23 protein-coding genes and 4 pseudogenes are annotated in these 23,463 nt (G+C 70.8%); 13 read left to right on the forward strand and 14 right to left on the reverse strand.

Going from position 1 to position 23,463, the window contains the following annotated elements; all coding sequences use genetic code 11:
• Window positions 1-244 precede the first annotated feature (244 nt).
• The 4 genes from ACFWVE_RS02350 to ACFWVE_RS02365 all read left to right on the forward strand — a co-directional run bounded on the left by ACFWVE_RS02350 (window position 245) and on the right by ACFWVE_RS02365 (window position 4,326).
• A complete protein-coding gene (locus ACFWVE_RS02350) occupies window positions 245-1,942 on the forward strand; it encodes an IclR family transcriptional regulator C-terminal domain-containing protein (RefSeq protein ID WP_384007444.1) in 1,698 nt (565 codons plus the stop codon).
• Between the two features lie 422 nt (window positions 1,943-2,364).
• Entirely contained in the window at window positions 2,365-2,937 is a 573-nt protein-coding gene (locus ACFWVE_RS02355) for an RNA polymerase sigma factor (protein ID WP_384007446.1), read from the forward strand.
• Window positions 2,934-3,236 carry a hypothetical protein gene (locus ACFWVE_RS02360; RefSeq protein ID WP_384007448.1) on the forward strand — a complete coding sequence of 101 codons (303 nt, stop codon included), beginning with the start codon at window positions 2,934-2,936 and terminating at the stop codon, window positions 3,234-3,236. Before ACFWVE_RS02355 ends, ACFWVE_RS02360 begins: the two co-directional genes overlap by 4 nt.
• 256 nt (window positions 3,237-3,492) lie before the next feature.
• Window positions 3,493-4,326: an SDR family oxidoreductase gene (locus ACFWVE_RS02365; RefSeq protein WP_384007565.1), complete on the forward strand. Its 834-nt coding sequence runs from the start codon at window positions 3,493-3,495 to the stop codon at window positions 4,324-4,326.
• Window positions 4,327-4,364: 38 nt separating this feature from the next.
• Here the strand turns inward: ACFWVE_RS02365 and ACFWVE_RS02370 are convergent, their stop codons facing one another.
• Window positions 4,365-4,685 carry a hypothetical protein gene (locus tag ACFWVE_RS02370; RefSeq protein WP_384007450.1) on the reverse strand — a complete coding sequence of 107 codons (321 nt, stop codon included), beginning with the start codon at window positions 4,683-4,685 and terminating at the stop codon, window positions 4,365-4,367.
• Window positions 4,686-4,847: 162 nt separating this feature from the next.
• Here ACFWVE_RS02370 and ACFWVE_RS02375 point away from each other — a divergent pair, with 162 nt between their 5' ends.
• On the forward strand, window positions 4,848-5,783 hold the full coding sequence (locus ACFWVE_RS02375) for an N-6 DNA methylase (RefSeq protein ID WP_384007452.1): 936 nt from the start codon (window positions 4,848-4,850) through the stop codon (window positions 5,781-5,783).
• Window positions 5,784-5,904: 121 nt separating this feature from the next.
• On the forward strand, window positions 5,905-6,180 hold the full coding sequence (locus ACFWVE_RS02380) for a hypothetical protein (protein WP_384007454.1): 276 nt from the start codon (window positions 5,905-5,907) through the stop codon (window positions 6,178-6,180).
• A gap of 615 nt (window positions 6,181-6,795) precedes the next feature.
• Here ACFWVE_RS02380 and ACFWVE_RS02385 read toward each other — a convergent pair.
• From ACFWVE_RS02385 to ACFWVE_RS02400, 4 genes are all read right to left on the reverse strand, one after another.
• Complete coding sequence (locus ACFWVE_RS02385) at window positions 6,796-8,952, reverse strand: Hsp70 family protein (RefSeq protein ID WP_384007456.1); 2,157 nt, start codon at window positions 8,950-8,952, stop codon at window positions 6,796-6,798.
• Window positions 8,949-9,626: a hypothetical protein gene (locus tag ACFWVE_RS02390; RefSeq protein ID WP_384007457.1), complete on the reverse strand. Its 678-nt coding sequence runs from the start codon at window positions 9,624-9,626 to the stop codon at window positions 8,949-8,951. Before ACFWVE_RS02390 ends, ACFWVE_RS02385 begins: the two co-directional genes overlap by 4 nt.
• Before the next feature lie 62 nt (window positions 9,627-9,688).
• Window positions 9,689-11,374 carry a hypothetical protein gene (locus ACFWVE_RS02395; protein ID WP_384007567.1) on the reverse strand — a complete coding sequence of 562 codons (1,686 nt, stop codon included), beginning with the start codon at window positions 11,372-11,374 and terminating at the stop codon, window positions 9,689-9,691.
• Window positions 11,375-11,497: 123 nt separating this feature from the next.
• Entirely contained in the window at window positions 11,498-12,097 is a 600-nt protein-coding gene (locus tag ACFWVE_RS02400) for a hypothetical protein (protein WP_384007459.1), read from the reverse strand.
• Between the two features lie 226 nt (window positions 12,098-12,323).
• On the opposite strand from ACFWVE_RS02400, the gene ACFWVE_RS02405 reads away from it, so the two are divergent.
• On the forward strand, window positions 12,324-14,567 hold the full coding sequence (locus ACFWVE_RS02405; RefSeq protein WP_384007461.1) for an N-6 DNA methylase: 2,244 nt from the start codon (window positions 12,324-12,326) through the stop codon (window positions 14,565-14,567).
• A gap of 102 nt (window positions 14,568-14,669) precedes the next feature.
• Here the strand turns inward: ACFWVE_RS02405 and ACFWVE_RS02410 are convergent.
• The 4 genes and pseudogenes from ACFWVE_RS02410 to ACFWVE_RS02425 form a co-directional block, all read right to left on the reverse strand.
• A pseudogene (locus ACFWVE_RS02410) lies at window positions 14,670-14,882 on the reverse strand (DUF397 domain-containing protein); the annotation flags it as partial.
• A gap of 222 nt (window positions 14,883-15,104) precedes the next feature.
• Window positions 15,105-15,290: a hypothetical protein gene (locus tag ACFWVE_RS02415; protein ID WP_384007463.1), complete on the reverse strand. Its 186-nt coding sequence runs from the start codon at window positions 15,288-15,290 to the stop codon at window positions 15,105-15,107.
• 79 nt (window positions 15,291-15,369) lie between these two features.
• Window positions 15,370-15,612 (reverse strand): annotated as a pseudogene (locus ACFWVE_RS02420) (transposase); the annotation flags it as partial.
• A 96-nt stretch (window positions 15,613-15,708) separates the two neighbouring features.
• Window positions 15,709-16,335, reverse strand: coding sequence for a TetR/AcrR family transcriptional regulator (locus ACFWVE_RS02425; RefSeq protein WP_384007465.1), 627 nt, complete (start codon window positions 16,333-16,335; stop codon window positions 15,709-15,711).
• Window positions 16,336-16,441: 106 nt separating this feature from the next.
• Here ACFWVE_RS02425 and ACFWVE_RS02430 point away from each other — a divergent pair, with 106 nt between their 5' ends.
• Both ACFWVE_RS02430 and ACFWVE_RS02435 read left to right on the forward strand, forming a co-directional pair.
• Window positions 16,442-17,167: a hypothetical protein gene (locus tag ACFWVE_RS02430; RefSeq protein WP_384007467.1), complete on the forward strand. Its 726-nt coding sequence runs from the start codon at window positions 16,442-16,444 to the stop codon at window positions 17,165-17,167.
• A gap of 314 nt (window positions 17,168-17,481) precedes the next feature.
• On the forward strand, window positions 17,482-17,916 hold the full coding sequence (locus ACFWVE_RS02435) for a VOC family protein (RefSeq protein WP_384007469.1): 435 nt from the start codon (window positions 17,482-17,484) through the stop codon (window positions 17,914-17,916).
• A gap of 399 nt (window positions 17,917-18,315) precedes the next feature.
• Here the strand turns inward: ACFWVE_RS02435 and ACFWVE_RS02440 are convergent, their stop codons facing one another.
• Window positions 18,316-18,912: a TetR/AcrR family transcriptional regulator gene (locus tag ACFWVE_RS02440; RefSeq protein WP_384007471.1), complete on the reverse strand. Its 597-nt coding sequence runs from the start codon at window positions 18,910-18,912 to the stop codon at window positions 18,316-18,318.
• An 87-nt stretch (window positions 18,913-18,999) separates the two neighbouring features.
• Between ACFWVE_RS02440 and ACFWVE_RS02445 the strand changes: the two genes are divergently transcribed.
• The 3 genes and pseudogenes from ACFWVE_RS02445 to ACFWVE_RS02455 all read left to right on the forward strand — a co-directional run.
• On the forward strand, window positions 19,000-19,731 hold the full coding sequence (locus tag ACFWVE_RS02445) for an SDR family NAD(P)-dependent oxidoreductase (RefSeq protein WP_384007473.1): 732 nt from the start codon (window positions 19,000-19,002) through the stop codon (window positions 19,729-19,731).
• Between the two features lie 62 nt (window positions 19,732-19,793).
• Complete coding sequence (locus ACFWVE_RS02450; RefSeq protein ID WP_384007475.1) at window positions 19,794-20,252, forward strand: nuclear transport factor 2 family protein; 459 nt, start codon at window positions 19,794-19,796, stop codon at window positions 20,250-20,252.
• Between the two features lie 226 nt (window positions 20,253-20,478).
• Window positions 20,479-20,728, forward strand: a pseudogene (locus ACFWVE_RS02455) (transposase family protein); the annotation flags it as partial.
• Window positions 20,729-21,030: 302 nt separating this feature from the next.
• Here ACFWVE_RS02455 and ACFWVE_RS02460 read toward each other — a convergent pair.
• The gene (locus tag ACFWVE_RS02460) at window positions 21,031-21,270 is read right to left on the reverse strand and encodes a hypothetical protein (protein WP_384007477.1); all 240 of its coding nucleotides are present in this window, start codon (window positions 21,268-21,270) and stop codon (window positions 21,031-21,033) included.
• A gap of 145 nt (window positions 21,271-21,415) precedes the next feature.
• Between ACFWVE_RS02460 and ACFWVE_RS02465 the strand changes: the two genes are divergently transcribed.
• Window positions 21,416-21,829, forward strand: coding sequence for a DUF6086 family protein (locus tag ACFWVE_RS02465; protein ID WP_384007479.1), 414 nt, complete (start codon window positions 21,416-21,418; stop codon window positions 21,827-21,829).
• 42 nt (window positions 21,830-21,871) lie between these two features.
• On the opposite strand, the pseudogene ACFWVE_RS02470 reads toward ACFWVE_RS02465, so the two are convergent.
• The 3 genes and pseudogenes from ACFWVE_RS02470 to ACFWVE_RS02480 all read right to left on the reverse strand — a co-directional run.
• Window positions 21,872-22,270, reverse strand: a pseudogene (locus ACFWVE_RS02470) (transposase); the annotation flags it as partial.
• A 191-nt stretch (window positions 22,271-22,461) separates the two neighbouring features.
• Complete coding sequence (locus tag ACFWVE_RS02475) at window positions 22,462-22,812, reverse strand: helix-turn-helix domain-containing protein (protein WP_384007569.1); 351 nt, start codon at window positions 22,810-22,812, stop codon at window positions 22,462-22,464.
• A 259-nt stretch (window positions 22,813-23,071) separates the two neighbouring features.
• The gene (locus ACFWVE_RS02480; RefSeq protein WP_384007480.1) at window positions 23,072-23,251 is read right to left on the reverse strand and encodes a hypothetical protein; all 180 of its coding nucleotides are present in this window, start codon (window positions 23,249-23,251) and stop codon (window positions 23,072-23,074) included.
• Window positions 23,252-23,463 lie beyond the last annotated feature (212 nt).

A 23,463-nucleotide genomic window follows, 5' to 3' on the forward strand; every position in this document is an offset into this window, starting at 1 on the left:
GGTGCTCCTGTACAGGGGGACGTGAGGGTTCAGGCATCGGCGGGCGCGGGTGAGGGGGCGGCTGCCCGGTGGGATGCGTTCCGCAGCACACTGGGCTACTATTTTTCGCTGAGTGAACTTATTTTCATTTATTGAGTGTGCCGAGTCTCCGCGATCGCCGGGAGGCTGTCAATGGCCGGTAGCGTTCTCCCGGAGACGGGTACGGCCTCATGCGCAGGGGAGCCGACACACAGGAGGAAGTGCCATGGCGCCGGGCGTTTCGAGGGCGGCACCGGAGGCGCCGACGGCCCCCGCGTCGGCGGACTCCCCGGCGGAAGCCGCCGGCCCGCTGGAGCGCGGACTGGCCGTGCTGCGGATCGTGGCGGACGCCCCCCACTCCGTGCGCCCGGGCGACCTCGTCCGCGCGACCGGCCTGGCGCGTTCGACCGCCGACCGGATCACCGCGACCCTGACCCACCTCGACCATCTGCGCGCCGTGGGACGCGACCTCGTGCCCGCCCCGCGCCTGATGGAGTTCGGCAACGCCTACCTGCACGCCAGCGGCATGTCCCGCGCGCTGCGGCCGAGCCTGGAGCGGCTGGCCCGCACCCTCGACGAGTCGGTCTCGGCGATCGTCCTCGACGGCTGCGACGCACGCATCGTCGGCAAGGCCGTCCCGTCCGGCCGGATGATCCCCCTGGGCTTCCGCGTCGGCGACCTGCTGCCCGCCGAGCGCTGCGCGGCCGGTGCCGTACTCGCCCCCGGATGGCAGCCCGGCACGTACGACGTGTGGCGGGCCCGCCGTGCCGCCGACCCCCTCGACGAGACCTTCCCGGCCGTTCCCGCGCGCCGCACCGCTCCTGCCCCCGAGCAGACGGAGGCCCACTTCGCCGCCTGGACCGCGGCGGCCGACGCGGACGGCTGGGCGCTGGACGACCAGCTGGTCGCCCCGGGCCTGGTCGCGGTGGCGGTCCCGGTACGCGACCCCCACGGCCGGCCCGTCTGCGCGATCAGCGTGCTCGCTCACACCAGCCGCCACAGCGGCGAGGAACTGCGCGCGCACGCGCTGGCTACGATGACGGAGGAGGCCCGGCGCATCGCGGACGAGCTGTACGGCGTCCCGGCGGCAGCCGCCGTGCCGCCCGCCGCCCCCGCCTACGCCGACGCCAAGCCCGAACTGGGGCCGTCCTTCCTGCAGGCACTGGCCAGGGGCCTCGCCGTCCTGACCGCGCTCGGCCGGCGGCGCGGCGGACTCACCCTCGCCGAGGCCGCCGAGGCCGCCGGGCTCTCGTACCCCAGCACCCGCCGCAACCTCCTGACGCTCCGTCAACTCGGTTACGTGGAACAGCACGGCCGCCGCTTCCTGCCGTCCCCGCGCGTCCTCGAACTCGGCTACGCGCGGCTGTCCACCCTCACCCTCGCCGACATCGCCCAGCCCCATCTGACCGAACTGGCCGGGCGGGTGAGGGAGTCGGCCTCACTGGCGGTCCTCGACGGCACCGAGGTCCACTACGTGGCCCGGGCCGCCGCCCTACAGATCACCAGCGCCCGGATCATGCCCGGCACGCGGCTGCCCGCGTACGCCACCTCCATGGGCCGGGTCCTGCTCGCGGACCTGCCCGGGGCGGACCGGCGGGAACGCATCGACGCCTCACACCCCCGGGCCCTGACCCCCCACACGCTCACCTCGCCCGACGCGCTCGCCACCGTCCTGGACCGGGTCGCCCGTGAGGGGCACGCCCTGGTCGAGCAGGAGCTGGAGGCGGGACTGCGCTCACTCGCCGTACCGGTCCGGGACCGGGGCGGGCGGGCCGTCGCAGCCGTGAACATCGCCCTGCACGCCGGCCCCGAACCACCCGAGCACACCAGGGACACCCTCCTCCCCACGCTGCGCAGTTGCGCCGCCCGCATCGAGTCGGACCTGGCCGTCGCCTTCGCCGACAGCCCGGTGCAGACGGGCTGACCGCCTCGCCGGCCGAGCACCCGTGCAACGGCACACGCTCACTCCGTGCGGTCCGTCCTCACGTCGGCCGCCGGCTCGGCCGTGACGAGGGCGACGGACCGTGACGTCTCGGAGCCTCACAGGATGTCCCGGGCCACGGGCTGCCGCACGGCGAGCCGGTCGGCGGGCGGGACGGGCACCGCGCTCCGGTGCCGGCCGCAGCGGCGCTGAATCCTTTTCCGCCTCCGCCGCCTCTTATCCATGAACCGGCCGCGCGGGCCGGCGGATACCAGGAGGAACGAAGCATGATGATCGCGATCATTGCCGTGGCCGGTGTACTGCTGGTCTGCACGTGCAGCGTGACGTTGCTCAAGCGGAGGAACCGGAACCGTGGTTGATCCGCACCCGTCACGACGGCAGATCCCCGGACACGAGCAGGGCACATGAGTCGAAGCTCCCCTTGGCCCGACGAGCGGCTGGTCAAAGCTGCCCAGGACGGCAGCATCAGCTCACTGACCGCTGTGATCATGGAGTCGCAGCCCCACGTGCGCAGGTTCGCGCTGTCGCTGTGCGCCACACCGCAGGACGCCGAGGACGCGGCTCAGGAAGCGCTGATCATCCTCTACCGGAAGATCGGCACGCTCCGCGCATCCGGCGCCCTGGCTTCCTGGATGTTCCGCATCGTGCGCAACGAATGCCTGCGGCACCTACGACTGCTCACCTCCGCCTCCACCGCCGTCACCGAAGAGGCCGGCAGCGAGCCGGCGCCCTCCGCGGAGACCTCGGTGCTGCGGCGACTGGACGCCGAGCGGGTCGCCGTCGCGGTCAGCGGTCTTCCCCGCGACCAGCGGCAGGTGCTGGTCATGAGGGACGTCCAGGGGTATCCGGGCCGTCTCGTCGCCCAGTCGCTCGGCCTGAGCAACGCGGCCATGAAATCGAGGCTCCACCGGGCCAGGGCCGCCCTGCGGGAGGCCCTGGCGGCCGATGAAGCAGCCGAAGGAGAGGCACGACCGTGAAGACCACCGAAACCGGCAGGCCCGTCCGTGCGGAGGCGGACTTCGCCAGCACCTCCGTCCCCCAGCACCTGCTGCGCGGTGCTCTGGGCTTCGGCCTGATCATCGGCTCGATCGCCCTGGTTCCCTTCGCCGGCCCCGCCACCCTGCTGGCCGCACCCCTGGGGCTGGTCGCCCTCCGCGGCTGTCCGGCCTGCTGGATGATCGGCCTGGCGCAGACCGTCTCCCGCGGCCGCCTGCAACGCGGCTGCGCGGACGGCGTCTGCACCCTGACAAAGGCGGGCGGCACCGCCTCGACGTGAACCACCTGCCCGGCAGTCCTGGGAAGGTATCGGCGGCGGGCAGGCTCCACACCTCACACACCGCGACGTCGGAGTGGCCGCTCATCCACTGATGCGCCATCAGGAGGTGTCGTTTCCGGGGCTCCGAGGTCCTGCCTCGCCCGAAGATCCTCACCTTGCCGGCCTCGGCCCCGGGCCCTCCGCTTGACCTGAGCCTTGGTTGAGGTTCTAGCGTGCGGCAGACGTGATCACCGGCCGACGGCAGGAGAAGACGACGATGATCCTCGTGACGGGTGCCACCGGAAACATCGGAAGCGCTCTGGTGCGGCAGTTGCACGGGTCCGGCGCCTCACCCGTGCGAGGCCTGACCCGTGACGCCGCCCGAGCCCCGTTCCCCGACGGAGTCGAGGCCGTCGAGGGCGACCTCGCCCGGCCCGCCTCGCTGAAGCCGGCGCTGGACGGAGTGCGCTCCCTGTTCCTCGTGCCGGGCATGGGTGCGGACGCGGACGTTCTCACGGCCGCCCGGCAGGCGGGTGTGGAGCACGTGGTGCTCGTGTCCTCCGTAACGGTGCGGACGCATCCGCACCTGCCCGCCGCCGCCGGGAACCTGGCCGTCGAGCGGATGCTCCAGGACAGCGGGATGAGCTGGACGGTCCTGCGCCCGACACAGTTCGCGTCGAACGCCCTGTGGTGGGCGGCGTCGATCCGGGAACACCGGTCGATCCGGGTGCCCTATGCGGACATCGGGCTTCCCGCCGTCCACCCCGCCGACATCGCGGCGGTGGCCCGGGCGGCGCTGACGGAGCCGGGGCACCGCGGGCGGACGTACGCACTGACCGGGCCGGAACGGATCACGCCCCGGCAGCAGGCGCGAGCGATCGGGGCGGCGCTGGGGCACGACGTGTCCGTCGAGGGGATCAGCCGGGAAGAGGCGCACCGGCAGATGGCCCCTTTCATGGGAGACCGGACCGCGCACGCGGTGCTCGACCTGATGGGTGGGGACGTCAACGACGAACTGCTCAAGGTGCACGACACCGTTTCGCGTGTCACCGGCTCCCCTGCCAGGCCCTTCCGGCAGTGGGCCGCGGAGAACGTCGCCGCGTTCCGCTGACGGCCCCGGCGGGACCGCTCCGCGGCGGGGCGTGGACATCAGGGCTTCAGACGGGTCATGGGCGCCCGGTCCAGTATCTCGATGTACATGATCCGGCCGTACACGGCGTCGAGGACCAACATGCCCTTCGAAGGCGAGAGCGGTACGCACCGGTGGCCCTCGCCGTACGGCTTGCCCTTCTGGTGCACCGCTGTGTGGATGCTCTGACAGAAGTCGTCGCCGCAGTCGCACATGGCGACCAGACGGACATCCCGCACGCAGACCGCCAACTCGTGCTCTCCCTCGTCCTCCAGGAGAGTGGTCAGTTCGGCGACAAGGTCGGGGAAGACGTCACGGACGAGGGGATGCTCCTGCTCCACACAGGGAGGGTAGCCGGAGCGGCACACCGAGCCTCGTTACGAGCCTGTGGGAGGCGTCGTGGACGGTTCGGCCAGGGATGCAGAGCAGCCGCTGCATGCGACGGCACGCCCTCCTCGTCCGCCCGCGCCTTCAGCCCGCCGCGCAGGAAGCGGGCGGACGCGGTGAGCAACTGGCGGCGCCGCCACGACTCGTTCCCCTCCCGCATCGGCGGTACCGACGTCAGTCCGCAGTTCTCGCTCGCGGAGGTCGAGCGCTGGCCGCGGAAGAACGGCAAGCTCAAGGACATCGGGGGCCGCGAGTTCCTGTGGCCTCGTTTCGAAGCGCTCGGCAGCCGGGAGGAGTCGGGTCTGGCGATCGCCGAGGCGGCCCGCCGGATGCGCTCGCCCCGCACACGTACCACCTCCCTCGAGCTTTCCGCCGAAGTACGGCAGTTGGTCGGCGAGGCGGCGGCCCTGGGCCGCGCCGAAGGGCCGCGCGAGACCTTCGAATTCCTGTTGCAACGCTGGCTCGGGACACATGTTCCGACAGCTCAGCACCACACCCTCGCCACCCTGATGACACGGGCCGCACTCGCCGCACGCATCGGCGCATCGGAAGAGGAGCTGACCGTCCTCGATCCCGCCTGCGGCACCGGACACCTGGCGGCTGCCTCGGCGCAGGAGTACGACGGCTCGCGGCTGACCGTGCTGGGCTGCGAGCGAAACCCGGCCCTCGCCGCGCCGGCCGCCGCCCGTCTCGGGTTCGCCACGAAGGGGCGGGACGTTCGTACGGAGATCGTCACGGCCGACGCGCTGCGCGAGGACCCCTTCGCGGGCACACGGGCCGACATCGCCTTGTGCAACCCCCCGTTCAACGAACGGGACTGGGGATACCAGGAACTCGGCTTCGAGGCGGCGGCACCGCAGACCACGGCCGCGGTCGGGGAGCTGGTGAAGGCCGGCCCTGCTGGTGCGGCTGCGCCAGGAAGGTCGGCGCGGGTTCCTTCTTCGCCCAGGGCCACGACAAGGTGGCCGAGGCGGCCCTGCCGGCGGCGGAATACGGCTCCTCCATCGCCCAGTTGCTGCACGCGCACGGGTACGGGCCCGGCCACTCGGTGAGCGCCCGCGCAGTCGCCGAGGGCGTGTGGCGGAAGTGCCCGTCGTGCGCCTACGTCGGCGCCCCGGCGAGCATCACCCACCACACGAGGCGCGCGCACGCGCCCGCCGCAGCCGAGCAGGCGTGAGGACCGGCACGACGACCGAACCGATTGCCGGCACGTCCAGCCAGCGCGCCGACCTCGAGAAGGCGGTACGCGCCTACGGCGGCTGCTGGGACACCACCCGGGGCCTGCGCGCCCTGCGCGACGCGGGACACGAGCCCCAGGAGAAGAACACCCGCCAGATCCTCCGCGACCTCGCCGCCGGGGGCCTCCTGATCAAGACCGAGGACCGGCCCGTCCGGTACACCGCCGCGGAGAAGGAATCAGACGGCAACGCCGCAGAGGGGCACGCCTGACCCCGCCGACGACGCCGACGCCGAGCAGCCGTGAGGCCGACCTGCGGCTCAGCACACGGCCGGGCCGCAACCCTTTTCCTGAGCGACCGATCCGACCCGACCCGGTCCCCGGCAACGACGGCCAAGAGGAGCTCCACGCTCCAGAGCACCCTGCGGCCCAGGTGCTGTTGATCACCACCACGCCGGTTCCGGACCCCGGCCTGCATGCGGACCCGCCCGAGCTCCGTCGGCGATGGACAGGCTCGGTTCCGCGAATGCCGCGGAGGACAGCCGCGTCCGGCCACTCGTCGTCGAGGGAGTGCGGACCTTTCTCCGGGCAAACCGAACCGTGCAGGGCTGAGGCAGCGCGGACAGCACGAAAGAACGGGCAGAACGAAAGTACGGCGCGCCGTCAGCCCACGTCCCCCCGCCTCCCTCTCCTCCTCCCCTTCCCGAGTGCGAGTTCATCTCAGTGGCCCTCGCGCCAGGGCTCGGCGTTCGCCGTTCGCCGGGATTCCGGAACGGCGAGCGGTGGTTACCGGTCACCGGTGTCAGAGGGCCTGAAGCGGCCTCCCCTCGGAGATCTGCCCCGCCTGACCGGAGATCAGGCGGGGCGCGAGTCCCGGGCGACCGCCGTCAGTGGCGCCGCCGTGTCGGTACGGCGGCGTTGGGGGTGCGGGGGTTGAAGACCCAGAGTCCCTGGGAGTGGGTGGCGCCCAGGACCCGGTTGTTCTCCAGGAGCCAGGGGTTGGCCTTCTGGAAGGGGGCGAAGTTGTCGTTGGAGACGATCACTCCGCCGATCTCGTCGGCGATGCTGATGACCAGCGCGTCGCCACGGCCCTCGGTGCCGGCGGGCGGCTGGACCACGGTGCCGTCGGCGACGGCCTGCTCCACCAGCGGCCGCTCCTCCGCCGTGACGTCGTGGCGGAGGGTGGCGTCGACGACGACGTGGATGTCCCGGTCGGGGTTCTTGAACTGCAGGGACCTGATGGCGGCTTGCAGGGCGAGGAAGCTGGGCTTTCCTCCTGCCGCGCGGGGCGGGCGGCCGTTCCAGGCCAGGTTGGACCCGTCGACGACCAGCGCGGCGGGCTTCTGTCCGGTCGCCGCAGCGGGCTTCCCGGCCACGGACGCCGGCGGGGTGAGCGGCGCCCGGCCGGCGGCCTTGGCTGCCAGGAAGGTCGGCGACGGCGGCCCGGCGTTCTTCGCCGAGGGTCCGCCGGCGGGTCGTCCACCGGACTGCGTGCCGGTGGGGCCGGGGTGCCGCTGGGGGTGGGTCGGCCGGGGTGCCGCGCGCTCGGAGGCGCTCAGGGCGAACAGCCTCGTGAGCTCCTCCTCGACCTCCGGGGGCACCGTGCTGTCGCCGAAGACCCTGACCTCGCCGTCGAGTACGGTCTCGCCGGTCCTCTGGAGGGTCGCCTTCACGGTCAGCAGCCCCTCCTTGCTGTACGTGTACTCCAGGTCGAACGCACCCTCTTCGGCCTGGGAGCGCTGCGGGTAGGCCAGGACGAGTTCGGTCAGTTTGACGTTGTCGGGGTGGTCGACGGGCCGGTCCGGGTCTCCTTCCCACACCTCCACGGTCAGCCGCCGCACTCCGTCCTTGGACGGCTGGTACGACTTGGCCCGCTGCTGCGGCAGCCGCTGGTTGCGGTCGATGAGCGCGCTGAAGGCCCGGGTGCCGTCCCGGTCCTTGGTCACCGTTCCCAGCGCGTGGGTGTTGACGACCCGGATGATGCTCTTGAGTTCGCCGTCCATGGCGGCCGCGCTGATGGCGGCCCCCTGCGCGACCGCGGTCATGGGGTCGCACAGTTCGGGCCCGACCAGTTCGCAGTCCAGCGCCTCGGCCACGGCCTCGCGCACCGCGGGAATCTGGCTGCTGCCGCCGATCATCAGGACGGCGGTGAGGTCGCGCGGGTCGATGCGGGCCTGTTCGAGGCAGGCCTCGACCGGGTCGAGGGCGCGGCTGATCAGGTCCTGGATCGCGGCGGAGAACTCCTCCTGGCCGATCTCGACGACGACGCCGTCCGGGGTCGTGACGCGTACGGATTCCTGGGACGACAGGAGGATCTTGTTGCGTTCCAGGTCGAGGTTGAACTGCCGCTGCTCGGACTCGGACCACTGTCTGCGCGCGGGCGCCCGGTTGAGGACCATGCGACGCAGTCGCGCGTCGATCTCCAGGCCGCCCAGCTGGTTGACGCCTCGGCTGGCCTTCTCGTCGAAGAAGCCGTCGTCGTGCAGGAGCAGGGTGGCGTCCATGGTTCCGCCGCCCCAGTCGAAGACGAGGAACTCGCCGTCCTCCTCCACGGCGTGCGCGTAGGAGATGGCGGCGGCCGTGGGCTCGTTGAGGAGGGTCTTGACCGTGATGCCCGCCGCTCGTGCCGCCTCGCGGGTACGGAACCTGGCCGCGCCGGTGGCGTTGGCGGGCACGGTGATCACGGCTTCCGCGATCTCGGTCGCGGCTTCCTCCTCCGCGGCCGTGGCCATGGACCGGAAGACTCCGGCGGCGGCGGTGGTCGCGGCGAACCGCTCCCCTCCGATCTTCACGAGGGGCTCTTCGCGCAGCATGCGCTTGCACGCCTCGACCGCCTGCTCGGAGCGGAGTTTGGCCTCCCAGCCGAACAGGGCTCCCGCCCGCAGGGAGCTGGTGCCCACCACCGACGGGTAGAGCAGTTCGAAGCCGGGCCGCTTCCAGTCCGCGTCGAGTCCCTGTGCGCCGAGCTCCAGGACCTCGACGTACTCGCCGTTCCACTGGGCGGCCACCGAGTTGGTGGTGCCGAAGTCGATACCGGTTGTCACGCTTCTCCCCCCACTGCGCTGTCGTGCGCGGAAACCCTTCGCAGGTGTCCGGCCAGGACCACCTTGCCTGTCACCTCGTCCACGTAGGCCGGACGCAGCAGCTCGAGCTTCTCGCCCTCGCCCTCGGTGACGACGAAGCGGCCGTTTCCCTCCTCCGGTTCGGTGATCCGGAGCAGGCGCAACTGCCGCAGATGGTCCAGCAGCGTGCCGCTGACGAGCTCACCGCTGTGGTCCGCCTGGGTCCACAGCAGCGCGTCGATCTCCGCGAGCCGGCCCACGAACTGGGCGCGGGTCCGGAACTCGTCGAGCACGGCCTTGCGCACGGCCGAGTTCAGCCCGGTGGCCGGGACGGCGGCGGCGTCACCGCCCGCCGTGGCCTCCAGAGCGGCGGGGATCCGTTCGACCACGCCCTGGATGATCGTCTTGGCGTCGATGGGGTCGATGGGATCCGGTGCCTGCGGGGCGGCCTGCTGCTCGGCGGCGGCCGGCTGTTCGGCCGGCTGCTGCTGCCTCGCCCTGCGGACCTTCTTCAGCCCTCCGGGCTTGTGCGGCGCGTCCGCCCGGTCCTGGCCCGGCTGTATCTGCTTGCAGTGCGGGCAGACGCGATGAGCACGCTGGTTCTTGGGAACCTTCTTCGCACCACGGCGTGCCGCGGATTTCTTGTTCTGGGCCATGGACTGGTTGCGCCTCGCTCACCGTCGTGCGTGGTCGTCGTGGTCGTTGCGGGAAAGGGTCGTCAGCGGGTGGAACCGTGCCGGTCGAGGTGGGGTGCGGTGCTCCGGAAGTCGTCGAGCAGTTCGACGGCGGCGCGGGCACGCATGGTCTCCAGGTCCTTGCCGCCGGTGAGCGAGGTGCGGCGGGCCATCGGCTCCAGGGGCGGCACCAGTTGCCGGGGGACGGCGTCCGGCAGCTCGAAGCGGGACCTGACGAGCGGCAGCTGGAAGAACACGTCGAGTCCGGAGTCATGGCGCAGGGCCTCTTCGATACGGCCCTCGGCCCGGTTGACCCGGGACTGGCTGGTGTGGTCCCCCGTCTCCTCGTACTGGCGGAAGAGGTCCCGGCAGCGCCGGTCCCATCCTTCGGCCCCGTGGTCCAGGCCGAGTTCCAGGAACGGGTTCGTCATCGGCTCCCGCTGGTTCCTGGGCGTGTCCTTCCACGTGCGGACGAGGGCGAGGTTGCGCTCCGCCACGGCGCCGCCCGCCTCTGCCGCCTTCTCTGCGTGTTCCTCCGCCAGGGCGAGCCTCTCCCTCCCGGTCGCGCGGGCCGACGTGGCCACCGCCACGTACGCCGCGACGGTGTACGCCTCGGACAGCAACCCGGCAGGGAGCGACTTGACGGCGCTTTTCCTCAGGAAGGAGTCCGTCTGGCCGCGTGCCGCCTCCAGTTCCCCGGACCTGGTGAGGTCGTAGGCCCGCCTGAGCGCGACCAGGGCATGGAAGTCACTGCGGGTCGGGTCGACGGGCTCGGTCGGCTGCCACAGGGCGGCCATCAGCTTCCACAGGCCTTTGTCGCGCACCGTTTCCATGCCCCACTGCCCGTTGAGGGCACCGGACTTCAGGTTGCGCAGCTCGATCTGCCGGGCGCGCGGCAGGGCGGCGTCCAGGGCGTCGAGGGACGACAGCTGGGCCTCGCTCACGACGTCGAGCAGCAGGTCCCAGACGTCGTCGGGTTCCCTGCGGGTGACGGTCCCCCCGTCCAGGAAGGCACGGCGGCGCAGGAAGTCGTCCCAGCCGATGCGCGCGGCCTCGCTCGCGCGAAGGGAGGAGGGGGCCAGCCGGGCCCGCAGACGGAGTGCGTCGTCCTCTCCCCGTGCTTCCCAGGGCCGGTCGTCCTCCATCAGGCCGCCGTGGTCCACGAGGTCGTCGAGGACGGAGAGCGGTGCGTGGGACAGGGCGTACGGCAGGTGGGCGTTCGGCACGGGGACGGCGCCTCGCGTCGCGGCCGTGACGAAGAGGGAGAAGGCGGGTCCTCCCGAGACGGCCCGGGATTTCGCGTTGCCGAGTTCCGGCCCCGGGGCGGTGGAGCACAGGATCTGGCACCGCCGCGTGCCGGGCTCGTTGAGCCACCGCACTCCGGCGGCCCAGAGGGACCTCAGATGCCCGAGGACTTCGTCCGGTTCCAGGGTCGCGAGGCCGGCCCGGACGGCCGGAAGGAGTTCCTCGCGGTCCGGCGCACCGGCCACGGCCCGGTTCAGGGTGTCCCGCTGTCCGTCCGTCAGCGTCGGCGCCCCGACGATGTCGTGGAGCACGGCCAGCACGGCGTCGACGGCCTCACCGCCGTTGACGCCGAGCCAGCGCCACTTGCGCTGGGCGAAGCCGTTCGCGCCGGCCGGTTCGCGGCTCGACCGGCGCTCGCGTGCCCTGGCCAGGCGCTCCTTCTCGGCGGCTATCGCCGCGCGGCGGGCGGCGGCCGGGTCCGTCATGTCGTACACGCCGACAGAGTAACCGCGCACGGAAACTTCACCTACTCCCCCCCTGAATCGTGAGAATACGCAGGTAACGCGCCTCCCGGACGCTTACGGCAGCGACGGCGGTCCGGGCCTGCCTCAGCCGACCTTCTCCCACTCCTGGCACCGGTTGGTCTTGAAGTACTCGCCGGTGTTGAGGGTCACCCGTCCCGGGCCGTTCAGGTTGTTGTTGGCGATGATGGAGCCGAACTCGCCGCTGGCGTCCTTGGCCCGTTCCCAGTAGCAGCCGAAGTCCCCGTCCGCTCCGGCCGTCTTGTACGTGCCGGCCTCGATGTCCTCGCCGACGACGTACTCGCCCTCGCCGGAGAAGCCGGCCGCCGGTCCCGGTTCCTTCGTCTTCTTCGGTTTGGCGGTGACCGTCTCGGTCTCGGTGACGGTGGGTGCGGGCTTGGCGTCGCCGCCGTCTGCGGCCTTGGCGGTCTCGGTGACGGTGGCCGTGGGTCTGGGTTCTGACGTGGTGCCGGCGGCTGCCGTGTCCGCTGCCGCCGAGCCGTCGCCGCCGCTTCCGATGCCGACCCCGATGAACAGGGACACGAGGGCTACCGCCCCGTACTTCAGCCACCGACCACGCGGCCTGGGGGGCCGTACCGGACCGGTGGGCGCGCCGAGACCGAAGGGGCCCTGGGCTCCGTGGCCGGGCTGCGGGGAGGGGGAGGGAGAGGGCTGCTGGAAGGACATGGTCGTGCTCCGTTTCCTGAAAACGCGAAGGGAGGGCGATACGAGGTGCGGGGCGCACGGCGGGACGCCGCGCAGCCGGACCACGCGGCAGTCACCGCAGCGGCGCCGCCCCGTGGAAGCTCCACCAGGTAAGCAGACAAAAGAAAGCACTGTCAATCAACTCACCAAGCTTGACGGGTGCTGTAAGTTGTTGACGTTCGCTATCGAGAGGCCCAGGTCTTCCGTCATGCCCCAGCAGCCGTCCGCGCAGGTGACCGCCGCCGAGATCTCCCGCATCGCCGGGGTCACGCGTGCCACCGTCAGCAACTGGCGTCGCCGGTACGACGACTTCCCCCAGCCCGCCGGCGGTACGGAGAGCAGCCCGCTGTACGACCTGGAGTCGGTCAGGGCGTGGCTCGCCTCGCGCGGTCACACCTCGGCGGCCAGCCCGGCCGAGGAACTGCGCACGACCCTCCGCCTCAGCACCCGGAGCACCGGCGGTGGCGGTGGCGGTACAGCGGACCTGCTGCTCCTCGTCCTGGCGGCGGCCCGCCGCACGCCGGACCAGCTCACGTCCTCGGTGCGGCTCCCGGACGCGGACCTCGTCGCCCGCGCGGAGCTCGACACGGCGCGCGTCGCCGACGCGGTACCGGATGCGGACGCGGTGCGCTTCGCGGACGCCGACGTCACCGTGCTCCGCGCCCTGTACGTGTGCGTACGGGACGAGGGCGGCCAGGCCGCGCTGGAGGTGCTGGCCGAGCGGGAGCTGGAGGACAGCGCGGCGAGCGGCGCGTACCGTACGCCGACCCCGCTCGCCGATCTCCTCGCGCGCCTCGTCCCCGGCGCCCCGGCCCGTGTCCTGGACCCGGCCTGCGGCAGCGGCGCCCTGCTCGAGGCCGCCGCCCGTCGGGGCACGACCGAGCTGTACGGGCAGGACCTTCTCCCCGTGCAGGCCCGGCGCAGCGCGGTGAGCCTGCTGCTGACGGCGCCGCCCGGCGCCGGGGTCACCGTCCGCGCCGGAGACAGCCTGCGCGCGGACGCCTTCCCCGAGCTGGTCGCCGACGCGGTGCTGTGCACCCCGCCGTTCGGCGTCCGGGACTGGGGGCACGACGAGCTGGCGTACGACCCGCGTTGGGCGTACGGCGTACCGGCCCGCGCCGAGTCCGAACTGGCGTGGGTGCAGCACGCGCTCGCCCACCTGACACCCGGCGGTCACGCGGTCCTGCTCCTGCCGCCCGCGACGGCCGGCCGCGCCTCGGGCCGCCGGGTGCGGGCGGAACTGGTCCGCAGCGGGGCCCTGCGCGCGGTGATCGCGCTACCGGCCGGCGCGTCGGTGCCGTTCCACATCGGTCTGCAGATCTGGGTCCTGCAGCGGCCCGAACCGGGCGGCGCCGAACGCAAGTCGGTGCTGTTCGTCGACACGGCGGGGCCGACGACGGACGCACGGACGGACGCGAGGTCGGGCCCGCGTACGCGGGGCGGCGCCCGGTCCGCATCGCTGGACTGGGAGCGGGTCACCGGACAGGCGCTGGGCGCGTGGCACGCGTTCGCGCTGAACCCCGACGCCTTCGAGGACGATCCCGGCGTGGCACGCGCGGTCGACATCGTCGACCTCCTGGACGAGACGGTGGACCTGACACCGACCCGTCTCGTCCGAGCCTCACGCGCCGAGGTGGACCCGGCGAAGCTGGCGGCGGAGGTGGAGACGGCGCGCCTCGGCCTGGTGCAGGCGGCCAGGGCCCTCGGCCGCGCGGCGCGGTACGAGGACTGGGACGCGGCGGGCGACTCGGCCCGGCAGTGGCGTACGGCGACCGCGTCCGACCTCGCGCGAGGCGGCGCGCTGACGCTGCTGCGGACGCTGCCGGAGGGCTCGCGCGGGCGCACCGACGACGGCGGCGGCTCGGGCGGGGACGGCGGCGCGGGCAAGGGCCGGCACGGTACGGACGCGGCCCGCCCGGTCTTCACCGGCTCGGACCTCTCATGGGGTTCGGGCCCGACGGGCGACCCGGCGACGGTCCGTGCGGACGCGGCTCCGGTGATCGCCGCCGGGGACGTACTGGTCCGCGCGGTCGCGAGCGGCGGCGGGGCGATGGCGCTGGTCGCCGGAGAGGCGGAGGCCGGCGCGCTGCTCGGCCCGCACGTCCACCTGTTCCGGCCCGACCCGGCCCGCCTGGACGCCTGGTTCCTGGCCGGCTTCCTGGGCGCCGAGGACAACATCGCGGGCGCGTCCACCGGCAGCACGGTGCTGAGCGTCAGCCCCGGCCGGCTGCGCGTACCGCTGCTGCCGCTGGAGGAGCAGCGGCGGTACGGGGAGGCGTTCCGCCGCGTGCACGAACTGCGGGCGGAGGCGCACCGGGCGACCCGGCTGGCGGAGGAGACGGCACGGCTGCTGGCGGGCGGGCTGACCGGCGGGCAGTTGCTGCCGTCCCGGGAGGCGGCGGAGGAAGTGCCCGCGGTACGCGGCCGGGGTAGCGATTTGGACGGCTTCTGAGACGTGAGGCGAAGGAAGGGGTCCGGCAGCCATCTGTACGGAGCCCTCCCAGGCATCGACGCCGACCGCAAGGCGGGCCGCCGCAGGCTGCTTCGAGTCCCGGACGAGGACGGCTTCAGTGGTCGCGGCGACCTCAGCGCACTCGCCGCCTTCAGCACCGCTGCAGCTGCTCCTAGCCCAGGCGACTTCGACGCATTCCCCGCCCTCGCCACTGCTGTAGCTGCTCTTGAACCACGCTGACTCAGGAACCGTCAGCTCGCTCACACGGGGGGCGTTCCCCTCCCAAGAGTCCCTCGACGAAGGCCGTCGACTCACGTGGAGGCAGGGCCTGAGCCCGCAGAATGCCGTACTGCTCCTCGGCCTCGGCGTCCCGCGCCTCTGCGCGCTCGGTGTGGAGACGACTGGTTCGCTGCACCTACACGTACGCCATCCTGCGTAAGTGTCGGAGCAGTACGAACGGAGATGTCCTCAGCCGCAGGACGGTGGCCGATGTCGACTGCCACCATGGATTCCCACACCGCGTGCCGGATCACTTCCTCACGGTCCCTGCAGCACCGTGATCTCGTGCGCGAGCGCATCGTCGGCGGCCTGCCGGGCATGGCGGGCGGCCTCGCCCTCGCGCCACGCGCAGGAGGAGGAGCGGGCGACATGCAGCACCCGGCACAGCGGAACGATCGGACAGTTCGCCTTCCCCGCATGGATGAACCGGTACAACTCGCTCACCGGTCGCTCTCCTTCGCGAAGAAGGCGGTCGCTTTTTCAGGATCTCGATCGTCTGCTGCTGCTCGCGGTTCTCCCGCCGAAGCCGCTTGAGCTCCTCGCGCTCGGCACTGCTCAATTCACCGGGGACGCCTTCGCCCCGGTCCGCCTTCGCCTTGCGGTACCAGCCGCGCAGGGACTCTGAGCTGATGCCGAGTTCCCGGGCGACCGCCGTGACCGTTTTGCCCGAGGAGTCGACGAGCGCGATCGCGTCCCGCTCGAACTCTTCGGTGTACCGCTTCGTGTACTTGCTTCCCGCCTGGTGCTGCTTCCTCTGGAACCTCAGGTCCCAGTCTCCAGGTGTCCACGATCAAGGGGAGGGCTCAGCCGGAAGATCACCCTGTACGCCTGCCACTGCATTGGGCCCCATGGGGGTGCCCGTTCATCGCTTCGGCTCCTGGTGGGTGTCGGGCCGTAGGAAGCGTTGGAGGATCAGGCGCAGGGTGGGGAGCTGATCGGCCGGGGTGAAGGACGGGTCGGTGGCGGCACTGGTGTAGAGAGCGGCGATGAGAGCCATGACCCAGGCCGCGGTGTCGTCCGGGTCCAGGGCCGGGTCGATCCGGCCTGCTGCGGCCGCTTTCCGCAGCAGGGTGGTGACGGTGTCCCGCTCCTCGTCATTGTCACGGCTCAGCAGTGCTTCGAGCTCGGGGTCGCGGTAAGCCTGGATCATCGCCTCCATCACGAGGGCCGGAACCAGTGGTTCCGTGGCGGGGGCGGCGAGAAGGTCGACGGTGTCGAGGAGGGCGGTCCACGGGTCGTCGGCGGCACGGGCGGCGGCGAGACGCTCGGCCTTGGTGGCGCCGTCGTGCTCCTCGTCCTCGAAGACGGCGTGGAAGATCGCGCGCTTGTTGGGGAAGTAGTGGAACAGGTTGCCCGCGCTCATGCCGGCGGCCTTGCAGATCTCTGCCGTGGTGGTGCGCTCGAAACCCCTGGCGGCGAAGAGCTCGGCCGCGGCGTTGACGATGTGCCGACGCCGTGCCCGGTGCCTGGCCGGATCGACTGTCCTCATCGTGGTCCCCTTCTGGTCGGCTCCGGGCTCTTCCGGCCCTTCACCGAGTAATAATAGACCGAGCACTCGGTCTATTATTACGGGAACAGCAGGAGCGAGGGGGAACATGAGCATGCGCAAGAGACTTGAGCGAAGCCCGCGAGGTGACCGGTTCACCGTGCTCGGTCAGTCGGCGTGGAGCACCGTGTGCGTCTATTTCGTTTTCACGCTGGCGGGGGCGGGTGCCGGCTGGCTGGCCGGTCTCCTGGCCGACTGGCTTGTGACGCTTCCCTGGGCACCGCTGCAGGGACCGGCCGAGCTCGTTGCGTCGATCCCCGCTCCGTGGCTGCCCGCCGCGGGTTCGGTGGCAGGGCTGGCCCTCGGACTTGTTGCTCAGCACGAGCAGCTGGTGATCCGCCTGTCGGACGACCGCGTTGTGCTCACACGCAAAGGGCGTGCGCAGGAGTTCTCGCGCGACGCCATCGCCGCAGTGTTCCGGGACGGCAAGCAACTCGTCCTGCTGGGCCACGACGGTGGCGAGCTCACTCGGCAAGAGTGCGACCTGGACGTCGGCCGTGTTGCCGACGCCTTTACCGAGCACGGCTACGTGTGGGCGGACGCCGATCCGCACAAGGACGAGTTCCGCCGCTGGGTCCCTGGTACTCCCGGCCTCCCGGAGGGTGCGAACGCCATCCTCGAGGCCCGCCAGGAGTCGTTGGAAAAGAAGAGTTCCTCCGACGACGGCGTTCAAGAGCTCCGTGAGGAGCTGGCCCGTCTCGGCGTCGTCGTGAGGGACGAGAAGCGACGCCAGTACTGGAGGACGTTCCGGAAGGCAGGTCCGGCCGTGGAATGAACGGCGGTGAGCCGGAGGGGCCGATGGCCAGGTCCCTGAGGGCGGCCATGGTTCGGGGTGCGGTTCCGGTACTCACGCGGGAGGCGTCTTCTTTGTAGGTGCGGACCCGGCTCGACAGGCTGCCGCCAGGAAACGCGGCGAGGGGCGTGGCCGCGGTCCGCTCCGGAACGGCGGGCGGCCCCTTGGAGGCATCGACATTGGTTCGCCCCCTGCGACCGCACGACACAGCAACGGCTCGCAAGGGCCGTTCTCTCGTCAACGTACGTGTCCCAAGCGGGAGTTGAGTAACAGAGTCCCCCTGCTACGGTGGACCGATGGCATCGGTCAAGCAGTTCCAAGTCACCTTCGACTGCGCAGAACCTGAGCGCGTCGCTCGTTTCTGGTGCGAGGTGTTGGGGTACGTCGTACCGCCCCCACCGGAGGGGTTCGCCACTTGGGACGATTTCAATCGCTCGCTGCCGCCCGAGCGTCAGGGCACAGCGTTTGCCTGCATCGATCCCTCAGGTGTGGGCCCGCGACTGTTCTTCCAGCGCGTTCCCGAAGGCAAGGCCGTCAAGAATCGGCTGCATCTTGACGTGCGGGTCGGCACCGGGCTCGTGGGGGAAGAGCGCCTCGCCACGCTTGAGGCCGAGTGCGCACGACTGGTCACGCTCGGTGCGGTGCGCGTGCGACTACTGCGTGCCGACGGCGTCAATGAGTCGTGCATCGTGATGCAGGACATCGAGGGCAACGAGTTCTGTCTCGACTGAGCGTCCTCCGGGACGGCGAGGTGGGGAGCCGTCGAGCCGAAGCACGTCAGTTGCCACGAAGGCAGGATTGTTGTCACCGTGCCGCTGTACGGCGGACGGTGTGCCGTGCTTCACCGGGATGGATGGATGGATGAAGTCCATGCGGAAGTCGAGGACTCCGGCGGCGCGGGCCTCCACGGTGGGGGCCGGGGCGGTCAGGCCGTAGCGCTGCGGAGAGTTACGGGACGTGGCCGGCGCCTCCGGAGCACGAGCACCCTTGTCATTGACGTCCACGCCGGCGACGTTGCGCAGTCGGTCGACGGCGGCCTCGGCGGTGCAGCCGCCGAAGCCGCCGGCCTCGAACTTCTTGCGGGTGGCGGTGCCGGGCTCCTCGAAGATCGGTGGCCGGACCGAAGAAACTCAGTGAGCGGGGCGGGGCAGTACAGCAAGGGCTGTCCGGGCTATACCGGTCAGCGTCTCCTCGCTCGCTCCGGCCTTGCCCAGCGCTTCAATGCCGCGCAGTACGGCAAGCACCAGCGCAGCCAGCTTTCCCGGATCCGCGTCCGCAGCGATATCGCCATTGCGCTGGCAGGCTGCGATGTCGCCCTCCAGTAGCGCCTGCAGCGCCTCGATGGCCGCGCGCGCCCGCTTGGCCACCGTCTCGTCGTGTTCGGCCAGCTCGGCGGCGCCCTTGGCCAACAGGCATCCGCGGTGGGCGGCGTCTGCGGCGGTCGCCGCCGCCACCGCGTACACGTGGGCGGACAGCCGCGCGTAGGCGTCCGCGTCGTCGCCGCGCAGCTGCCGGCTCACAGCATCGACGACGGAGCCGCAGTAATCGTCGAACACGCGGTGGAACAGTTCCCGCTTTCCGCCGAACGCGCCGTACAGGCTGCCCTTGCCGAGCCCCGTCGCCTCGGCGATGTCCTCCATGCGCGTGGCGGCGTACCCACCCGACCAGAACCGCTCCCGGGCAGTGTCCAGTACCTGCTGCTCGTCGAACTTCCTGGGTCGCGCCATGGGGGCAGCCTACCCGTTCTTGACCGGTTCGTCCATAACGGCTAGCGTTATGGACGAACCGGTCAAGAATTGAGGAGTGGGCGCGTCATGACGGAAGTACTCGCAGGCAAGGTGGCGGTGGTCACCGGAGCCAACAGCGGCATTGGGCTTGCCATCGCCAGGCGGTTCGCCGCGGAGGGGGCACGGGTGTTCCTGGCCGGTCGCCGTCAGGAGCCGCTCGACGCGGCCGTCGCCGAGATCGGGCCGGCGGCCACCGGTGTGAGGACCGACGTCTCGGTACAGACGGACCTCGATGACCTCTACTCGGTCGTGCGCGAGAAGGCGGGCCGCATCGACGTGCTCGTCGCCAACGCCGGCAGCGCTGTCCCCCAGCGTCTCGGTGAGATCACAGAGGAAGCCATCGACGCCACCTTCGGTACGAACGTGAAGGGCACGATCTTCACCGTACAGAAGGCGCTGCCCCTGCTGTCGGACGGCGCCTCGATCGTGGTGACCGGATCGACCAACGCCCTCCGCCCCGGACCGAGCCTGGAAATCTACGGCGCATCGAAGGCAGCGGTGCGCAACCTGGTGCGCAGCTGGGCGCTCAGCGCGCAGGAACGGAAGTTCCGGGTGAACGTGCTGAGCCCCGGCCCGACCGAGACCCCGGGCCTGGTCGGCGCCGTAGGCCCGGACCACCAGCTCGCCTCGGAGGTGCCGCTCGGCAGGATCGGCCGCCCGGACGAGATCGCCGCCGTGGCGACGTTCCTGGCCTCGGACGCCTCCAGCTTCGTCAACGGCGTCGACTGGTTCGTCGACGGAGGCCAGGCGCAGGTCTGACCGCGCCCCTCAACTCAACCAGTGCGAGAGCGCACCACACACACCACGTACCAGGAGGAAAAGTGAACGCCACCAGCGATATCCAGAAGCGTCGCGAAGAGATCGCTATCAACTACTTCCGCATGGTGGACGCCGGCAACCCTGCGGTCATCGACATCTTCACGGAAGATGCTCACATGTTCTACCCGAAGTTCGGCATCGCGCGTGGGAAGGCGCAGATCGGAGCGTTCGCTCGGGGTCTCGGCCGGGGAATCACGTCGCTCGAGCACGAGATCGAGGGCTTCACCGTGTTGTCGTCCGGAAACTACGTGATCGTCGAGGGCGCGGAAAAGGGAACAACGACGTCAGGCGTGGATTTCCCTGACGGCGTTTCCTCCTTCGGGCTGTTCTGCAATGTGTTCGAGTTCGAGGGTGAACTCGTCAGGAGGGTCCACATCTACGTGGACCCGGACTTCGCCAACACGCATGCCGAGGGCGTGGCTTGGGGCAAGTCGGTGCAGGACATCATCGCCGGCCTGTAGTCGACAGCCTGCACCGTGGTGTCGCCACTGGTACGGACGGCCGCGTCGCGACGAGGCCGCAGTCCTCGATCCTGTCGCCCCGGCGCCCGGTCGCGGGGTGGCGGAACGCCGGACGCCAAGCGCCGGACGCAGGCTCGACAGCCTCCCCGTTTCGCTTCGGGTGGCTGAGCCGGTCGGCTCCCGCCGGCTCAAACAGCGAGCTTCTGCCGACTGCTGTGCCTCTCCCCCGGCACTGCCGGGCCGCGCCCACGACCTGACCGCCGTCCGTACCCACCGGATCATCCGTATCTGCGAACGTCAGGGCATCGGTCACCACCGGCGTCAAGCGTCGGCCGCACCACGGCCTCACTCCCACCCAGCAGACCATGAACCGGGCGCAGGCCCGGACCCGCGCCCCGGCCGAGCGCGGCGTCGCCCGCCTCAAGTCCTGGCGGATCTTCCGTCGCGCCCGCTGCAGCCCGAACCGCATGACGTAAATCGCCAAAGCCGTACTCACCCTGGAGCGGCACCGCTGAAGAAGCTCACTGACACATGACCGCACAAGTGCCTGGAACTCCCCGTGCCGCTCAGGCGGCCGACGGCCTACCCAAGCCAGTGACAACAACGGCGCTTCCGCGCCGCAGGTGACAAGTGGCTCGCTGATCCCGTGACAACCACGGTGCCTCGCCTCGCAGGAACCGCAGGCTGATGCAGGCCGTCGGTGACAACTATCGCGCTTCGGCACAGCCGTCTCCCGTGGGCCCGGGCTCGCGTCGTTCAGGTGACGTGTCCTGGTTGATCACATGATGCCGAGGGTGATCGGCGGACGGCCGGCGTCGCGGGTGTGGTGGTGGAGGCCGGCGGCGCTGTTCGTCCGGCCGGCGAGGGTGAGCAGGTGGTGTCGGCCCTGGCCCCGCCGGGGATTGAGCACCTGAGCCAGGCAGGCCGGCAGGCCGGGGAGGTCGTCGGGGACGGTCGGCGCGGCGTCGGTGCATTGACCCAGAGGGCCCGGGACGAGCGAGGACGAGCGGGCAGACACGGTCTTCCGTCGTGGTGATCAGGGACTCGACACCTCATGATCGCTGGGAGCGGCTCTGTTCACGAGAGACGGTTCTGGCTCACTCTCCGTGGAGGGCTGCCTGACCGTGGCATCGACCCCCTATGACCAGCAGTGAGAAGCTGACGTGAGCCAGTACTGCAAAGTGGGCGGCCAAACCCTGTGGGACCCGTCCAACGGGGCGTCCCGGCTGTTCATGAGCCAGGTCACCGTTCATCAAGCTGAAGTGGGGCTGCCATCCGGCATAGGCCCCATGGAAGCTGACGAGTGTCAGATCGACCCCGTCGCATTCGCGGCGTTCGTCGACGCCCTGCTCGCCTGGCATAGCAAAACCAGGCACGCCATCATGGCCACCCTGTCCGAAGGGTTCGTTGCCACGGTGCTGGCCTTGGCTGAGAAAGCGAACATCAAGGTGAACTGGCAGGCGGCCGAGCGCGCCGAGAGCCGCTGTCTCAAGACGGCTTCGGATCCCCGGGCAAAGAAGTGGACAGCCGCACTGCAGCAGAAGTCACACGAGCTCATCCGACACATAGCGCCCTGAGGCTCGTCCGCCAGCACCCGCGGCAGGGGCGCATGCCGTGCCCTATGTGCAGAGGAGGACACGCTTACGGAGAAGATCGAAGCCGGCTCGGCCGAACATCCGGCGTTTGAGCATCTTGATCCGGTTGACGTGTCCTTCAACCACGCCGGAGCTCCAGGGCAGGGTGAGGCCGGCGATGACGGCGTCCCGGTCGCGGTCGATGCCTGCGGTGAGCGTGTGGAGGCCGGGGAGGTTGTCTCGCCGGACGGCATCAAGCCAATGCGGCAACCGTTCGCCCTGGCGCTCGGTGAGCATCTGACCGAAGGAGCGGACGTGGCCGGTGAGGGCGTCCGGTTCAGGGCAGCGGACCAGAACGGCCTTGGGCCGAAGACGCTCGCTCTCAATGAGGCTCTCCGGCCGACGGAGAATCCATCCGGCGACGACCCGGGGTGCCGGGGACCGGCCGTCGGTCAGGACCGCGGGCCGTATCGCCAGAGCCTTGGCCAGTTGCCGTGACTTCGCGCGGCCGCCTGCGACCGCGGTGACCACGGCCCGGATCGTCTCGGCGCCGAGTTGCTTCTCAACGTCGGCGACGAGCTCCGTGATCAAGCCGACCGGGTCTGTGACGGCGCGGTCGAGCTGGTCAGCCGCGGTCATGACCGGTCGACACCCCTGATCCGTGCTCGCTTTGGCCGCAGTCCGCCGAGTCCCTCCGCATCGGGCGCCGAGCCGCCGGCTGCTGCCTTCTTCGGCTTCTTCACAGTCCCGGCCGCCGCGATGGGCTCGATGAGGTCGTCCATGGTGCAGTCGAGGATGTCGAGCAGGGCCGTGAGGATCTTCAGGCTGAGGCGTTCGGGCCGCTCGACCACGAGCCGGTAGACCTGGCTTGACGACAGCGTGATGCCGCGTTCCTTCAGCGGCGGGATGAGGTCGGTGGTGGAGAACATCCCGCGGTCCGCCATCACCTTGCGTAGGTGCCAGCGGTAGTCGAGTTTGGCGACCATCATCGGGTTCCTCCCTCTCGTCGGCCCGCGAGTCCCGGGCCTGGTTCCTCCGGGCCGGCTTCCGCCGGGTCCGCGTCTTCCGGACGGCGCACGGGCCTTGTCCACTCCTCGGGGACAGGTCCCAAGGCCCCCATACCTGCAACGGCACCTCCGGGCCGGCCGGGAAGAACGGCTCCACGACCGGCTGGTCCTGCGACAAGGTGGGTAACGAAACCTCGGGCGACGGTGCCACCGCACGAACGAACGAGACCTGGACCGACTACAGCCGGCCGGCCGGCATCACCTTCGGCGGCACGGCGCACGACCTGGTCCACACGGGCACGGACAACTCCGAACGCACGAAGCTGGGTTCGACCTGGTGCCCCCACACCGCGCTCGGCCTGACCTCGACGACGACGAACGGTGTCGACACCGGATTCATCAGCGAGCCTTCGGGCACGCTGAACTCCATGACGACGGGGGGAAGTCCTCCTACTACCTCACCGACGCCACCGACAACGTCCTGGGTCTCGTCCACGACACCGGCAAACGCACCCACACCTACGCCTACGCCTACGGCCCCACTCCTGACCGCTTCACCCCGGGGGACCGTGTTGGTCACCCGTTGTTCCAGGCGGGCGGTGCCGGCGAGGAGTTTCACGCGCCTCGACT

This window comes from Streptomyces sp. NPDC058632, from assembly GCF_042717095.1.
Taxonomy (GTDB): domain Bacteria; phylum Actinomycetota; class Actinomycetes; order Streptomycetales; family Streptomycetaceae; genus Streptomyces.